Here is a 15,595-nt window from a genome sequence, read left to right on the forward strand (position 1 = left end):
GGTGCCGCTAACTCACTACCGCGGATGCCCATGCCTGGCCCAAGCGGCTCAGCGCGAGGCTGATTTGCGCTTCAGGCACGGCGGCGAAGCCCAGGACCAGCCCGGCATGCCGGTCGGGCAAGGGGCTGGAGTCGGGCAACCAATAGCTGCTCAGCCCGTTGATTTCCACACCCACCGCTGCGGCCTGGGCAACCAGAACCCGCTCCCGGGCCAGATCATCCACCGGCACCGTCAGGTGCAAGCCGGCCGCCACACTGGGCAGTTTGCCAATGCCGTCGATGCCCTCGGGCCATTCGCCAAGCAAGGTGTTCAAACGGCTCAAGGCGGCGCGGCGCATGCGGCGCACATGCCGCTGGAAATGCCCGGCCGCCATGAACTCGGCCATCACCGCCTGGGTACTGACCTCGGAATGGCGCACATCCACCGCCCGGCGCCGGGCGAAGGCCTGCACCAAATTCTGGGGCAATACCAGATAGCCCAGGCGCAATGCCGGAAACGCCACCTTGCCGAAGGTGCCGACGTAGAGCACTCGCCCGCTGCGGTCCAGCGCCGCCAACGGCGCCAGCGGTGCGCCGCTGTACCGGTACTCGCCGTCGTAATCGTCCTCGATGATCCAGCCCCCGGTGCGCTCGGCCCAGGCCAGCAGTTCCAGGCGCCGCGCCAGGCTCATCACCACGCCCAACGGGTACTGGTGAGAAGGCGTGACATAGGCCAGGCGACACTGGTCGATGGCATGCAGCGCCGTGCAATCGATGCCCTCGCCGTCGACAGCCACCCCGTGAAGTTTCGCCCCGGCAATCGCGAAGGCATGGCCTGCGGCGCGGTACCCCGGGTTTTCCACCGCCACGCTGTCCCCCGGCGCCACCAGCAGCTGTGCACAAAGGCTGATTGCCTGCTGTGCGCCACTGGTGATCACTATTTGCTCAGCCGTACACTGCATGCCCCTGGAGCTGCGCAAATACGCAGCGATCAGGCCGCGCAAGCGCTCGTCACCTGCCGGGTCGCCATAACACAGTTGCTGCAGGTCCGGCTTGCGCCAGAAAGCCGCATTCAGCTTGGCCCACACGTCAAAGGGAAACAGATCAAAGGCCGGCACGCCCACCCGAAACGCCCGTGGCGGTCCCGTCGGCGGGAGGGGCAAATGGTTAATTTCCACCCGTTCCAAGGCGGGGCTGTGGATAACCTGGCTGGATGAAACCACAGGTAAATCCAACCAATTTGTGGATAACCCTGGGGATAAGCCTGTGGAAAACCCTGTGGATACTTTTGTGGATAATTTTTTGTCGACGCCCCGGGTTTGCGGCAACTGCGCGACGTAAGTGCCATCACCGACCCGACCTTCGATAAAACCTTCTGCATACAGCTGGTCGTAGGCGCGCACCACACTGTTGCGGGAGATCGACAACGCCGCCGCCAGGTCGCGGCTGGCGGGCAGCCGGGTGCCGCTCACCAGCCGCCCGTCCAGCACCCGCTGGCGTAGTGCCTGGTAAAGCTGGCGCGTCAGGCCCTGACGGCGATCCAGTTCAATTCCGGCGGGGTTGAACGACAACGGTGGCTCAATCGGAGGCATGACATTGGACCTATGAAATTGGTGCTAGATGGCTCTTACAACGAACCAATAGCCTGCCTAGGATGCAAGCATTCGCCAAGGAAAATCTTCATGTACACACCACGCGCCTTTGCCCTCGACGACTTGCCCGAAATCCAGCAACTGATCCAGCACACTCGCCTGGCGCAGCTGATCACCTGTGGCGAGCAAGGCCTGCAAGCCAGCCACTTGCCGCTGCTGCTAAACCCCGACGAAGGCCCCAACGGCACGCTGTACGGGCACATGGCCAAAGCCAACCGCCAGTGGCAGGACCTGCAGAATGGCAGCGAAGCCCTGGTGATTTTTGCTGGCGCCGAGGCCTACATCAGCCCGGCGTTTTACCCGGCCAAGGCCGAACACGGCAAAGTGGTGCCGACCTGGAATTACATCGCGGTACACGCCTACGGTACCGGGGAAGTGTTCACCGATGCCGAGCGCCTGCTCGCGCTGGTCAGCGCCCTCACCGACCGCCACGAAGGCAATCGTACCCAGCCGTGGAAAGTCAGCGACGCGCCGGCCGACTACATCGACGGCATGCTCAAGGCCATCGTCGGCTTTGCGCTGCCGATCCAGCGCCTGGAAGGCAAACGCAAACTCAGCCAGAACCGCAGCGCGGCGGATATCGCCGGCGTTCGCGAAGGGTTGGCCGCCAGCACCGACGTGCGCGACCAGACCCTCGCCCGCTTTATTCCCAAGGAGCCAACATGAGCCAGATCGAGATTCGCCCAGTCACCGCCGCCGACCACGCCGCATGGCTGCCCCTGTGGCAAGCCTACCTGCGCTTCTACAACACCGAGCTGCCGGACGCCGTCAGCCAGAACACCTGGCAACGCCTGATCGACGCCAATGAGCCGACCCATTCGGCCCTGGCCTGGCAGGACGGCAAGGCCGTGGGCATGGTCAACTTCATCTACCATCGTTCCAACTGGAGCATTGAAAACTCCTGCTACTTGCAGGACCTGCTGGTCGACCCGGCCCAACGCGGCACCGGCGTCGGGCGCAAACTGATCGAATTCGTCTACGCCACCGCCAAGGCCGACGGCTGCTGCAAGGTCCACTGGCTGACCCACGAGACCAACGCCACCGCCATCCAGCTGTACGAACGCATCGCCGAACGCCCCGGCTTTATCCAGTTCCGCAAAGGTCTTTAAGGAGAGCAGCATGTCGACATCATTGGCCGATTGGAAAGGTGTTCCGGCGCCCACCGCGACCGTTATCGAAGGGCGCTTCATCCGCCTCGAAAAACTCGACCCGGCCCGCCATGGCGATGGTTTGTGGCAAGCCCTGCAAGGCCCGGGCGCCGATCCGAAGTTGTGGGACTATTTGCCTTACGGCCCGTTTCTGGAGCGCGCCGCCTTCGATGCCTGGCTGAACAACCATGCAGCCAACAGCGACCCGTACTTCTTCAGCGTGATCGACAAAGCCAGCGGCGACGTACAGGGCATCCTCAGCCTGATGTCCATCGTCCCGGCCCAGGGCCGCATCGAAATCGGCCACGTCACCTTCGGCGCGCCGATGCAACGTTCACCGAAAAGCACCGAGGCGGTGTACCTGCTGGCCAAGTACTCGTTCGAACAGGGTTACCGTCGCCTGGAATGGAAGTGCAACAACGGCAATGCCCGCTCCAAATACGCGGCCGAGCGGTTGGGCTTCAGCTTTGAAGGGGTGTTTCGCCAGCACATGGTGGTCAAGGGGCAGAACCGGGATACCGCGTGGTATTCGATCCTGGATGGGGAATGGCCAGCGATTGGGGCGGGGTTTGAAGCGTGGCTGTCGGATGCAAACCAGGCGGGCTCCGGTCAATTGAAAACACTGGCAGAGTGCCGAACCTGAATCTATAAAACGCCACCAAACACCTGTGGGAGCTGGCTTGCCTGCGATAGCGGTGGCTCAGTCACTGACTGCGTCGACTGACACACCGCCATCGCCTTTCCTACATATTTCTACGGACCTTCACCACCCCCATCTTCAACCCAAACGGCCTGAATACCGCATTCAACGATTTGAGCGTCTGATTGCCCTCGCCATGTTCGATATGTACCAAGGTGCGCACTGAAATTTTGCACATCTTGGCGAATTGGCTTTGGTGAAGACCGGTGACTTCGTTTCGCAAGCGACGCACGGCTTCGCCTATCTCAAGCGAACCATCCGCTAACCCTTGCTCAATGCTCTCAATTAAAAGGGCACGAGCATCAATGGTAATCGTCATCTCAACCCCCACTCCTGTAATCGCTGGTCAAGCTTCCCGAGGGGGATGTGACGATGGTTCATAGTGACTGACGGCAGCCCACTGCCCGCCAAAATATCCGGCAACGCACGCAAATGATCGGCATCTTTGCGCAACCGCTCAAAGGCTTGTTCGGGATCCACAATGCCAACCAACGCATCGCACACCCCGCGCCAATCTATCTGACCGCCCACTTCTAAGTTTTTTGGCCACTTGGTTGTTCGGGGAATACCTTCAGCGTCCATTACCATGGGTGCCAAATCATAAATCGGTGCCAGTCGCAACGAGTCCTCCCCCCGGATAATCGAAGTGTTACGTCCATGATTGTCTGAGTTGCCCAAAATTTTATTCAATAGGTCCCGGCGCAGATATTCCGCCACCAGTTCGTCTGTTTGGTCGCCCTGACCCGCACTGTTCCATTGGTTGACCAACAACCGGATCACCTCCATATGGTCCATTCTGGCACCAGGGATGACCTCATTCGCCAGGGAGTAGATCGACTCAATAGCAAGACGCTCGACTCCTTGATCAGTAACCTTGCGATCAAAGCGGTGCATCCACAGGCTAGGCTTGGCGGCCTCTTCCAATGCAAGCCCCTGGGCGGCAACCGTTTCGATTCCCAGTACCTGGAGTGCTTTGTAGTAGTGAAACTCGCTTCTCAATATGTCTTGGTCATTCTGGGTCGCGTTATTGCGGGCAAACTTGATAAACCAGTGTTGAGATACATCCGCATCAACCAATATGGCATCCGGATACAGGAGCCCTTCTGCATCTTCAGCCATCAATAACTTAGGTGCTTCCCCGCCCGCCCCACTTGCACCGCCAATAGCCGCGCCTTGTTCATAGGCATACTCCAGGAAATTCTGGTCTCGTATAACGACCTCGTTGCGAGGAAACCCGATGGGAGGCCTGTCATCCACTACCTCGACTGACTCCTTGATTCGCATATTGCCAATCGGTGCTGGCGTACTGCGGCCCAGCAAAAATAAATCGGCACTTAGATAGTCAGGCTTCTCTCGACCGACATGCGCCATGAGAAATCGCTTTGCCGCACCCGCAGGTGCGATGTCGTGTAGAAAGGCAGGGGCCGTCTTCAGAAATTTAACATCCCAATCCAAAGGCACTCGCGCACTAACGGCTTTGGAAAAAGGTAACTGAATATCCTCAAGATTTTCGACGAGATAGTCCTGCCTATAAGCAAACTGACAAGGCCCGTCGAAGCCCTTTTGCGGCTCAGTAAATTCCAATCGCACAGCGTCATGCCAACGGCCGTTGGCAAATATCTGAAGCATCAATCGGTAGGTGGTCGCCATCTGCAATTTAATGCACCTATAGGGGAATTGGGTCACTCAAAAATGCAATATAGTGCATAAACCGCTTTGTCGCAGATTATATTTATGCATTAAAATGCATATCCTGATGAAGTCAGGGCCCTACAACGCAATAAAATGCAAATCTACTCCCGTTTTGCTCCCCGCCATCATTCTGTAAAAAACCTCCGCTATACAGGTCGACTCTTTTCTAAAAACAAGGACGTCCGCCATGCCTCCGTCACCCCAGCGCCTCGCACTCACCCTCGGCCTGCTGGTGGGCAGCAGTTTGGCTGACGCAGCACCCGCTCCACCCAAGACATTGCAGATCGACACCCCGACCACCACCGCGCTCACCCTGGGCGGCAGTGACTCGCTGACGATCTCGGCACCCGGTAGCGTCACCACCAATAAAGTGGCCGTCACCTTGGCTGGCAGCACCAGCGGCAATGGCGTAGTGATCGACAACTCCGGCAGCATCATCTCCACCGGCGGCCGCGCCATCGACAGCAACGGCGACCTCACCGCCGCTCGCAACTACAGCATCTACAACCGCGCCGGCGGCGTGATCCAGGGCGCCAACGACGCGCTGCGCATCGACAGCAATTTCGCCAGCGGCAGCCTGTTGATCGACAACAGCGGCACCATTCGCTCCGCCACCGGCCAAGGGCTGGACCTGGATGCGATCCGCAGCCCCAATGTCACGACCACCATCATCAACCGCCTGGGCGGGTTGATTCGCGGCGACGCCAGCGACGGCATGAAGACCGGCGCCAACGCCACCATCACTAACTACGGTGAGATTTCCACCGGCGACACCTTCTCCCGGGACGACAAGTTCGACGGCGTCGACATCGACTCCGCCACCGGCGTGACGGTGACCAACTACGGCCTGATTTCCGGCGGGCGCCACGGCATCACCACCGACCTGGGCGCCACGCTGACCAACTACGGCACGGTGATCGGCCGCAACGGCTCGGGCTTTGGTTCTGACGGCGACGGCACGGTGATCAACCACGGCACCATCACCGGCGCCTATTCCGGGCTGCAACCCGATGGCGACGGCGATGGCGTGGACATCGACAAAATCGCCCACATCGAAAACTACGGCATCATCCAGGGCGTGGGCGCCGGCGGCGTGGACAAGAACGGCTTTGCCAACGGCAGCGAAGGCATCGCCCTCGGCGGTGGCTACGTGTTCAACGGCGTCGGTGCATTGGTAAGCGGTGCCAACAACGCGATCCTGGTGGACGACGGCAGCGACGGCCCGGGACTGGCAGCCACCACCCTGATCAACCATGGCACCATCCAGGGCCTGAACGGCTTCGGCGTGAAGTTCGTCGGCGAGTTTGCCGACGCGGTGGTCAACGCAGGCACCATCAGCGGCAGCAACGGCCTGGCCCTGGATCTGGGCGGCGGCGATGACACGCTGACCCTGCTCCGTGGCAGCCGCTTCGTCGGCGTGGTGGACGGCGGCACGGGCTACGACCGCCTGACCATGGACGACGCCGCCGGCGGCAGTTTTGGCGACAGCCGCAACTTCGAATGGCTGGACGTCAAGCAAGGCACCTGGACCCTCACCGGCAGCGGCGATTTCAGCGACGGCGGCGAGATTTTCAGCGGCGCCAAGCTGATCAACCAGGGCGGGATCGCCGGCAACCTGACCGTCGATGAAGGCGGTATTTATGCCGGTGGCGGCAGCGTCGGCAGCCTGTTGGTCAAAGGCACCTTGCAGACCAATACCGCACTCGGCACCGCCAGCATCACCCGCGACCTGACCATGACCGGCGGCTCGACCCTGGCCTATGGCGTGAACGCCGACGGCAGCAGCGCCCCGGTGCAGGTCGGTGGCACCGCCTACCTGAATGGCGCGACCCTGGCGATCAATCCCGGCAGCGGCACCTACCCGTGGCAGAGCCACTACACGGTGCTGCAAGCCGGCAGTATCAATGGCACGTTCGGCAAGGTCACCAGCGACTATGCCTTCCTCACGCCGACCCTGGATTACAGCCCCACCCAGGTCGGCCTGACCTATACCCGCAACGATGTGGCCTTCAATCAATTCGCCAACACCGGCAACAGCACCAGCGCCGCCGACGCCCTGGCGAGCCTGGGCAAGAACAACGCGCTGTATAACGCCCTGCTCAACACCACCAACAGCAGCGCCGGTGCCGCCATCGAACAACTGGCGGGCAGCAGCACCGCCAACCTGACCAGCGCCACCCTTGGCGCCAGCGCCCAGGTGGGCAACAGCATGCTGAGCGCCATGCATCAACTGGGTGGAGGCGCAGGATTGCTGGTGGGCTTCGATCAAAAAGACACGCCGGTATTGGCCGCCACCGGCGTACCCGCCGAGGCGCGCAACCTCAATGACCCCAATGCCCGGGGCCGCCTGTGGCTGCAAGGCATCGGCAGCTACGGCAAGCTCGACGGCGACCACGGCAGCAACGGCCTGACCCAACGCACCAAAGGCAGCGTGCTGGGTGCCGACTGGGCAATCGATTCGGACTGGCGCGTAGGTGTGCTGGGCGGTTACTCCAAGACCGACCTGGACACCACGGGCGTCGACGGCAGCGTCGACAGCTGGCACGCCGGCGTCTACGCCATGCGCCAGAGCGGCTCGCTGGCCTTGCGCCTGGGCGCCGCCTACAGCGGGCATCAGGGCGACAGCAAACGCACCGTAGCCTTCGACGGTTTCAGCGACCGGCCCAAAGGTGACTACGACGCCAACAGCCAGCAAGCCTTCGCCGAACTGGGTTACGCCATGGGCAGCGGGCGCCTGAGTGCCGAACCGTTCGCCAACCTCGGCTACCAGCGCTACCACCGCGACAGCTACAACGAAAAAGGCGGTGCCGCGGCCCTGCATGTCGACGGGCAAACCCAGGATAATTTCAGCAGTACCTTCGGCCTGCGCCTGGCGCACCTGAGCCAACTGGACAATGGCATCAGCCTCACGCCACGGGTCAGCGCCGGCTGGAAACACACCTACGGCGATGTCGACAGCAGCACGCGCCAGGCCTTCCTGATGGGCGGCACCGCGTTCAATGTCGAAGGCAGCGCCCTGGACCGCGACAGCCTGCTGCTAGAGGCCGGCCTGGACGTAGGCCTGTCGGCCCGCCATACCTTAGGTGTGGGCTACACCGGAGAAATAGGCAGTAACAGCCGCAATCACGGGCTGATCGGGCAATGGCAGATGAGTTTTTAATCGTCGCCCACTAGAGACTTCTCCCGCACGCGACGGGTCGGCAGCCTGACATTTATCTGCCCGTCACCTCGCTAAATTCCCGGCCTCATCCATCAAGAGGTCGGGTCTACATGCCGTTCATAAAGAAAAAAATCGCGTTCGCCATCACCCTCACCCTGGGTCTTGCCAGCGTCCAACACGCCTTGGCACGCGGGGATATCGAGCCCGACAGTGAGTGGATAACCCCTACACCCGTCGGCGGCTACCCTGCTCATCCGGAGCCCAGCCATGACTTTCACTTCGCCGACCACGCTACCGCCCACAATGGCCAAAGCATCGCCCGTGTGCTGGATCACGCCCTGGATACGCTGCTGGCATCAGGCGAGCTGAACGAGTGGGAAGAGTACGAAGTTGAAAATTTTGCCCGGGAGCTGGGCAACTTGCAGCCCGGGCGCCTGGGTGCGTTCCTTGAGCAACTGGCAGGCAGCCAGAATGCCAACCTGGCTGCCGCCACCCAGAACAGCCAGAAAGCCCTGAACAACAGCCTGCTTTCAGCGATGCGTCAGTTGAGTGACACACACAACACCGGCGATGCCCCACGCGTCTGGCTACAGGGCCTGGAAAACAGCGGCAAGCTCTACGGGCAGCACGGCGGCCTCGGCTTGCGGCAACACACCCAGGGCCTGGTGCTGGGCACCGACTGGGCGGTGGACCACGCCTGGCGCGTCGGCGTGCTGGGCGCCAAATCCGCCAGCGACCTGAGTGCCAACCGCTTCAACGGCACGCTGGACAGCTGGCACCTGGGCGGTTACGCAGTACGTCAGGACGGGCCTCTGGCGCTGCGCCTGGGAGCAATCCATAGCAGCCACACCGGCGAGAACAAGCGCAGCGTCGACTTCAATCTGGTGGATTACCGGGAACAACTCAGTGGCAAGTACAGCGCCCAAAGCCAGAATACCTTCGCCGAGCTGGGCTACCAACTGGGCACCGACGGCTTCAGTGCCGAACCCTTCGGCGGTCTGGGCTACCAGCGTTATCACCGCGGCCGTTACCAGGAAAAAGGCGGCATCAACGCCCTGAACGTCGACAAACAGACCCAGCAAAATCTCAGCAGCACCTTCGGCGTTCGCCTGGCCAGCGCCTACACCCTGGACGGTCAAATGGTCCTCAAACCCCACTTGAGCACGAGCTGGAAACACCTCTACGGCGATGTGGGCAGCCGCGTTCGCCAATCCTCCGCCTGGGTAAAAAGGCCTGGCTTCAACAGCAACTTCACGATTGAGGGCGCCTCCCTGGACCGGGACAGCGTGGCCATTCACACCGGGCTCGACCTGGCGCTGTCGAAACGACACACCGTGGGCCTGGCCTACACCGCAGAGTTCGCCAGCAGCAGTCGCAACCAGGGCCTGACCGGCCAATGGACCCTGGCGTTCTGATTCTGCAGGCGAAAAAAAAGGGGGCACATGCCCCCCCGAGGTTTAAGCGGTAGTCACGAAGGCTGTTGTTCAGCCTTCGATTTCAATCAGGATTTCACCCGGGTTGACCCGGTCGCCCTTGGCCACGTGAACGGCGGTGACCTTGCCGGCGATGGCCGCCTGCACTTCGGTCTCCATCTTCATCGCTTCAGTGATCAGCACGGCCTGGCCGGCTTTGACCACGTCGCCTTCCTTGACCAGCACGTCGACGATATTGCCCGGCATCGCGGTGCTGACATGGCCTGGCGCGGTAGCGTGCTTGCGCTTGCTGCCGCCACTGCTGACGAACTCGTTGAGCGGTTCGAACACCACTTCTTCCGGCATGCCGTCGATGGACAGGTAGAAGTGGCGCTTGCCTTCAGCCTTGACGCCAACCCCGGTGATGTCCACGCGGTAGCTCTCGCCGTGCACGTCGATCACGAACTCGGTCGGCACGCCTTCACCACCGGCACGGGCCACGCCGCCGGCTTCAGGAATCGGCAACAGCACTTCAGGGTTCAAGGTGCCGGCGTCGCGCTCTTCGAGGAACTTGCGCCCGATGTCCGGGAACATCGCGTAGGTCAGCACGTCTTCTTCGGACTTGGCCAACGCACCGATTTCGCCGCGCAGCTTGGTCATTTCCGGCTTCAGCAGGTCGGCCGGGCGAACGTCGATCACCTCTTCGCTGCCGATGGCCTGGCGCCGCAGTTTTTCATTCACGGTGCCCGGCGCCTTGCCGTAGCCGCCTTGCAGGTACAGCTTCACTTCGTTGGTGATGGTCTTGTAGCGCTCACCGGCCAGTACGTTGAAAAACGCCTGGGTGCCGACGATCTGCGAGGTCGGGGTGACCAGTGGCGGGAAGCCGAGGTCTTCACGCACCCGGGGAATTTCCGCCAGCACTTCGCTCATGCGGTTCAGCGCGCCCTGCTCTTTCAACTGGTTGGCCAGGTTGGAAATCATCCCGCCCGGTACCTGGTTGACTTGCACACGGGTATCGACGGCGGTGAATTCACTTTCGAACTGGTGGTACTTCTTGCGCACGGCGTAGAAGTACAGGCCGATTTCCTGCAGCAGTTCCAGGCTGAGGCCGGTGTCGAATTCGCTGCCTTTGAGGGCCGCGACCATCGACTCGGTGCCCGGGTGGCTGGTGCCCCAGGCGAAGCTGGAGATGGCGGTGTCGATATGGTCGGCACCGTTTTCGATAGCCTTGAGCTGGCACATCGCAGCCAAACCGGCGGTGTCATGGGAGTGGATGAAGATCGGCAGGCTTTGCTCGGCCTTCAGCGCCTTGACCAGTTCGCCAGTGGCGTACGGGGTCAGCAAGCCGGCCATGTCCTTGATCGCGATCGAGTCGCAACCCATGGATTCCAGCTGCTTGGCCTGGGCCACGAACGCCTCGACGGTGTGCACCGGGCTGGTGGTGTAGGCGATGGTGCCCTGTGCATGTTTGCCGGCGGCTTTTACCGCTTCGATGGCCACCCGCAGGTTACGCACATCGTTCATGGCGTCGAAAATGCGGAACACGTCGATACCGTTGACGGCAGCCTTGGCAACGAAGGCTTTGACCACGTCGTCGCTGTAGTGGCGGTAGCCCAACAGGTTCTGGCCACGCAGCAACATTTGCAGGCGCGTGTTAGGCAGTGCCGCACGCAGTTTGCGCAGGCGCTCCCACGGGTCTTCTTTCAGGAAGCGTACGCAGGCGTCGAAGGTCGCGCCGCCCCAGACTTCCAGGGACCAGTAGCCGACTTTGTCGAGCTTGTCGCAGATTGGCAGCATGTCGTCGGTGCGCATGCGGGTCGCCAGCAACGATTGGTGGGCGTCGCGCAGGATGGTGTCGGTTACGAAGATCTTCTTGCTCATTCTTATATTCCTCACAGGCCTGCGTGGGCGGCGATGGCGGCGGCGATGGCCAGGGCCAGCTCTTCGGGTTTGCGCTTGATCGAGTAGTTGGTCAGCTCAGGGTGGCTTTCCACGAAACTGGTGTTGAACTGGCCGCTGCGGAATTCCGGGTTGCGCAGGATTTCCTGGTAATAGGCGGCGGTGGTCTTCACGCCTTGCAGGCGCATGTCGTCCAGGGCGCGCAGGCCACGGTCCATGGCTTCTTCCCAGGTCAACGCCCACACCACCAGCTTCAGGCACATGGAGTCATAGAACGGCGGGATGGTGTAGCCGGTGTAGATCGCCGTGTCGGTGCGCACGCCGGGACCGCCGGGGGCGTAGTAACGGGTGATCTTGCCGAAGCTTGGAAGGAAGTTGTTCTTCGGGTCTTCGGCGTTGATGCGGAACTGCAACGCGAAACCGCGGTGTTGAATGTCTTCCTGCTTGACCGACAGCGGCAGGCCCGACGCGATGCGGATCTGCTCACGCACGATGTCGATGCCGGTGATTTCCTCGGTGATGGTGTGTTCCACCTGCACCCGGGTGTTCATTTCCATGAAGTACACCTCGCCCTCGGCGAGCAGGAACTCCACGGTGCCGGCGTTCTCGTAGCCCACGGCCTTGGCGGCGCGCACCGACAGGTCGCCGATATAGGCGCGCTGTTCCGGGGTCAGCTGGGGGCTCGGGGCGATTTCGATCAGCTTCTGGTTGCGGCGCTGGATCGAGCAATCGCGCTCGAACAGGTGCACCACGTTGCCAAAGCTGTCACCGAGGATCTGCGCCTCGATGTGCTTGGGATTGACGATGCATTTTTCCAGGAACACTTCCGCCGACCCGAACGCCTTGGTGGCTTCGGAGATCACGCGGGGGAAAGCTTGTTCGAGTTCTTCACGGCTATTGCAGCGACGAATGCCACGACCGCCACCACCGGAGGTGGCCTTGAGCATTACCGGGTAACCGATACGGTCGCCTTCGGTCAGGGCTTCGGCGATGTCGGCAACGTTGCCTTCGGTGCCAGGGGTGACCGGTACGCCGGCCTTGATCATGCTGCGGCGGGCTTCAGTCTTGTCGCCCATGCGGCGAATCACTTCCGCCGACGGGCCGATAAACTTGATCCCACGTTCGGCGCAAATATCTGCCAGCTCGGCGTTTTCCGAGAGGAAGCCGTAGCCGGGGTGCAGCGCGTCGCAACCGGTTTCCACCGCCAGGTTCACCAGCTTGCGCGGGTTCAGGTAACCGGCCAGCGGCTCGGCACCGATGCTGTGGGCTTCATCTGCGCGCTTTACATGCAGTGCATGGCGATCGGCATCGGAATAGACCGCGACCGAACGAATGCCCATCTCGGCGCAGGCACGCACGATACGTACGGCAATCTCACCACGGTTGGCGATCAGGATCTTTTTTATCACTTGGAAATTCCCTTGAGCCGATTGCTACCTACTTCGACCCTGGAGGCGGGTCGGCGCGTGACCAAATGTTTCATGGCAGTCGCGTGACACACACTATGCCCCTGCAGGGATTAACAAAAATCAATAATAATTGGGTTGTGTATAAGCAAAGACTTATAGTCGTCGCATCAGAGGTCGGCGGGAGTGCTTGAATAATGCGTAAGTCATTGATGCGTATGACATTGCGTCAGTTGCAGATTTTCAATGAAGTCTGTGATTTGCGTTCCTACAGCCGCGCAGCCGAGGAAATGTCACTCACGCAACCGGCCGTTAGCCTACAAATCAAGCAGCTGGAAGAGCTGCTGGGCCAGCCGCTGTTCGATTACGTCGGCAAAAAGCTCTATATGACTGAAGCAGCTGAAGCCCTGCAACGGGCAAGCCGCGACATCTTCGGGCGCCTGGAAAACCTCGACATGCAGCTCTCGGACATGCAGGGCTCGCTGCAAGGCCAGCTGAAACTGGCGGTGGAGTCCAGCGCCAAGTACTTCGTGCCGCACCTGTTTGCCGCCTTCAAGCGCCAGCACCCGGAGGTCAACCTGCACCTGACGGTGGTCAACCGCGCCCAGGTGATTCGCCGGCTCTCGGATAACCGGGATGACCTGGTGATCATGTCCATGGTGCCCCAGGACATGGGCCTGGAATTCCTGCCGTTCCTGAATAACCCGATTGTGGCGGTGGCGCCCCACGACCACCCGCTGAGTCATCAAGGGCCGTTGCGCCTGCAGGATCTTGAGCCTTACACGCTGCTGCTGCGCGAGCCGGGGTCCGGGACGCGGATGGCGTGCGAGGAGTACTTCAAGGAGAAGCGCGTGCATTTCACCCAGACGGTAGAAGTGTCTTCCGCCGAAGCACAACGCGAGTGCGTGACCGCCGGGCTGGGCGTGGCGTTGCTGACGCGCCACGCGGTCAACCTGGAACTGGCCACCGGCGGGCTCAAGGAGCTGCCGGTGGAAGAGCTGCCGCTGTACCGCAGTTGGTGCCTGGTGCAGGCCAAGGCCAAGCGCCTGTCACCGGTTGCCCATGCGTTCCTGGGCTTTATCCGCAGCGAGCGGCTGCAGATCAGCGCCCTGGCTGAGCGCTTCGCTGGGCAGCTGCGGGCGCCTGCCAATGGAGTTCCGGATAGTCACTGATGCTCTGTTGCAATTGACGCTGATCGCAGCGGTCTTCAATTGCACGACGGAAGGCCATGCGGCGCTGGTCTTCCTGTTGGCGGCGGGTCTTGACGGTGCTGTTGCTTTCTTCGTATTGCCGAGCCATTTCGAGTCTCCCAATGCGAGTACGGGGAGTTCAGGATGGGCGCAGGCGATGACGGTTTGGCGGCGCGGGGATGACAGGACGATGAATCTTCTGAGGCTCAAACACGATCAACTGTAGGAGCTGGCTTGCCTGCGATAACGGTGCATCAGCCAATGAAGATGGCAACTGACAGATCGCTATCGCAGGCAAGCCAGCTCCCACATTTTGACCGAGTATGCCCTTGAGTCAGTCGTCGAGGGCTTTTACGGATTTGGGCGACAACCGAAGGCTGCGCAAGCTGCGCTTCACGCTCTTGAGGTGGTTGACCAGGCTCGGGCCGCGCGCCATGGCCACGCCCATCGCCAACACGTCGATCACCACCAGGTGGGCGATACGCGAGGTCAGCGGCGTGTAGATTTCGGTGTCTTCGTGCACGTCGATCGCCAGGTTGACGGTGGAAAGCTCCGCCAACGGTGTCTGGCTCGGGCACAGGGTAATCAGGGTCGCACCGCTTTCACGCACCAGGTTGGCGGTGATCAGCAGATCCTTGGAACGGCCGGACTGGGAAATGCAGATCGCCACGTCGGTAGGCTTCAACGTCACCGCCGACATCGCCTGCATGTGCGGGTCGCTGTAGGCCGCCGCCGTCAGCAGCAACCGGAAGAACTTGTGCTGGGCATCCGCCGCCACTGCGCCGGACGCGCCAAAGCCGTAGAACTCCACGCGCTGGGCCTGGGACATGGCGGTCACGGCTTTTTGCAGTTCCACCGGGTCGAGCTTTTCCCGCACTTCCATCAGGGTGTGCAGGGTGGTGTCGAAGATTTTCAGGCTGTAGTCGGCGACGGAATCGTCTTCGTGAATCGCGAACTGGCCAAAGCTCGCACCGGCGGCCAGGCTCTGGGCCAGCTTGAGCTTCAAGTCCTGGAAACCGGAGCAACCGATGGCGCGGCAGAAACGCACGATGGTCGGCTCACTGATACCCACGCTGTGGGCCAGGTCGGCCATGGAACTGTGCATCACAGCCGCAGGGTCAAGCAGCACGTGATCGGCAACCTTGAGTTCCGATTTGCGTAACAGGTGGCGCGACTGGGCGATATGTTGCAACAGGTTCAAAGGGCAGGACTCTTGTTATGGGCGGAGCCAGGGATGTAGCAAGCTTGTAGTTATACTACAAGAATTACCGATTTGCCCGCTCGATGCATCACTAAATCGCGCTGCTGCCCGCTGATTCAGCGGGCAGGCTTGATGTAGCCCCGCGCGCGGCTTGGGC

General features: G+C 61.3%; 14 protein-coding genes. 7 read left to right on the top strand and 7 right to left on the bottom strand.

The features are described 5' to 3' along the window. Positions 1 to 7 precede the first annotated feature (7 nt). The gene (gene pdxR, locus V3W39_RS09620; RefSeq protein WP_330212542.1) at positions 8 to 1,570 is read right to left on the bottom strand and encodes a MocR-like pyridoxine biosynthesis transcription factor PdxR; all 1,563 of its coding nucleotides are present in this window, start codon (positions 1,568 to 1,570) and stop codon (positions 8 to 10) included. Positions 1,571 to 1,660: 90 nt separating this feature from the next. On the opposite strand from pdxR, the gene V3W39_RS09625 reads away from it, so the two are divergent. From V3W39_RS09625 to V3W39_RS09635, 3 genes are read left to right on the top strand one after another with little or no spacing between them, the layout of a single operon-like run. Beyond that, a complete protein-coding gene (locus V3W39_RS09625) occupies positions 1,661 to 2,296 on the top strand; it encodes an FMN-binding negative transcriptional regulator (RefSeq protein WP_259195410.1) in 636 nt (211 codons plus the stop codon). Further along, complete coding sequence (locus V3W39_RS09630; protein WP_259195409.1) at positions 2,293 to 2,739, top strand: GNAT family N-acetyltransferase; 447 nt, start codon at positions 2,293 to 2,295, stop codon at positions 2,737 to 2,739. The genes V3W39_RS09625 and V3W39_RS09630 overlap by 4 nt, the downstream gene beginning before the upstream one ends. Before the next feature lie 10 nt (positions 2,740 to 2,749). Next, positions 2,750 to 3,421 carry a GNAT family N-acetyltransferase gene (locus V3W39_RS09635; protein ID WP_177043662.1) on the top strand — a complete coding sequence of 224 codons (672 nt, stop codon included), beginning with the start codon at positions 2,750 to 2,752 and terminating at the stop codon, positions 3,419 to 3,421. A 100-nt stretch (positions 3,422 to 3,521) separates the two neighbouring features. Here the strand turns inward: V3W39_RS09635 and V3W39_RS09640 are convergent, their stop codons facing one another. Then, a complete protein-coding gene (locus V3W39_RS09640; protein ID WP_177043661.1) occupies positions 3,522 to 3,797 on the bottom strand; it encodes a helix-turn-helix domain-containing protein in 276 nt (91 codons plus the stop codon). Beyond that, a complete protein-coding gene (locus V3W39_RS09645; protein ID WP_330212543.1) occupies positions 3,794 to 5,128 on the bottom strand; it encodes a HipA domain-containing protein in 1,335 nt (444 codons plus the stop codon). Before V3W39_RS09645 ends, V3W39_RS09640 begins: the two co-directional genes overlap by 4 nt. 229 nt (positions 5,129 to 5,357) lie before the next feature. Here V3W39_RS09645 and V3W39_RS09650 point away from each other — a divergent pair, with 229 nt between their 5' ends. Further along, positions 5,358 to 8,330, top strand: a complete 2,973-nt coding sequence (locus V3W39_RS09650; protein ID WP_330212544.1) for an autotransporter outer membrane beta-barrel domain-containing protein — start codon at positions 5,358 to 5,360, stop codon at positions 8,328 to 8,330. A gap of 110 nt (positions 8,331 to 8,440) precedes the next feature. Next, positions 8,441 to 9,745, top strand: a complete 1,305-nt coding sequence (locus V3W39_RS09655; protein ID WP_330212545.1) for an autotransporter outer membrane beta-barrel domain-containing protein — start codon at positions 8,441 to 8,443, stop codon at positions 9,743 to 9,745. 69 nt (positions 9,746 to 9,814) lie between these two features. On the opposite strand, the gene oadA is transcribed toward V3W39_RS09655, so the two are convergent. Together oadA and V3W39_RS09665 are read right to left on the bottom strand one after the other, a co-directional pair. Continuing rightward, positions 9,815 to 11,623 (bottom strand): sodium-extruding oxaloacetate decarboxylase subunit alpha, encoded by a 1,809-nt coding sequence (oadA, locus tag V3W39_RS09660; RefSeq protein ID WP_177043657.1) that lies wholly within the window; start codon positions 11,621 to 11,623, stop codon positions 9,815 to 9,817. Positions 11,624 to 11,634: 11 nt separating this feature from the next. After that, positions 11,635 to 13,050 carry an acetyl-CoA carboxylase biotin carboxylase subunit gene (locus tag V3W39_RS09665; RefSeq protein ID WP_003213442.1) on the bottom strand — a complete coding sequence of 472 codons (1,416 nt, stop codon included), beginning with the start codon at positions 13,048 to 13,050 and terminating at the stop codon, positions 11,635 to 11,637. 194 nt (positions 13,051 to 13,244) lie between these two features. Between V3W39_RS09665 and V3W39_RS09670 the strand changes: the two genes are divergently transcribed. Next, a complete protein-coding gene (locus V3W39_RS09670) occupies positions 13,245 to 14,219 on the top strand; it encodes a LysR family transcriptional regulator (RefSeq protein WP_177043656.1) in 975 nt (324 codons plus the stop codon). Here the strand turns inward: V3W39_RS09670 and V3W39_RS09675 are convergent. Continuing rightward, a complete protein-coding gene (locus V3W39_RS09675) occupies positions 14,149 to 14,346 on the bottom strand; it encodes a PA3496 family putative envelope integrity protein (protein ID WP_084250771.1) in 198 nt (65 codons plus the stop codon). The two genes, V3W39_RS09670 and V3W39_RS09675, sit on opposite strands and share 71 nt — an antisense overlap. Here V3W39_RS09675 and V3W39_RS09680 point away from each other — a divergent pair. Next, a complete protein-coding gene (locus tag V3W39_RS09680) occupies positions 14,284 to 14,463 on the top strand; it encodes a hypothetical protein (protein WP_256348109.1) in 180 nt (59 codons plus the stop codon). The two genes, V3W39_RS09675 and V3W39_RS09680, sit on opposite strands and share 63 nt — an antisense overlap. Before the next feature lie 108 nt (positions 14,464 to 14,571). Here V3W39_RS09680 and hexR read toward each other — a convergent pair whose 3' ends face one another. Then, positions 14,572 to 15,438 carry a transcriptional regulator HexR gene (gene hexR / locus V3W39_RS09685; RefSeq protein WP_010168370.1) on the bottom strand — a complete coding sequence of 289 codons (867 nt, stop codon included), beginning with the start codon at positions 15,436 to 15,438 and terminating at the stop codon, positions 14,572 to 14,574. Positions 15,439 to 15,595: the final 157 nt, after the last annotated feature.

Source organism: Pseudomonas sp. Z18(2022), assembly GCF_036346535.1.
GTDB classification, from domain to species: domain Bacteria; phylum Pseudomonadota; class Gammaproteobacteria; order Pseudomonadales; family Pseudomonadaceae; genus Aquipseudomonas; species Aquipseudomonas yamanorum_A.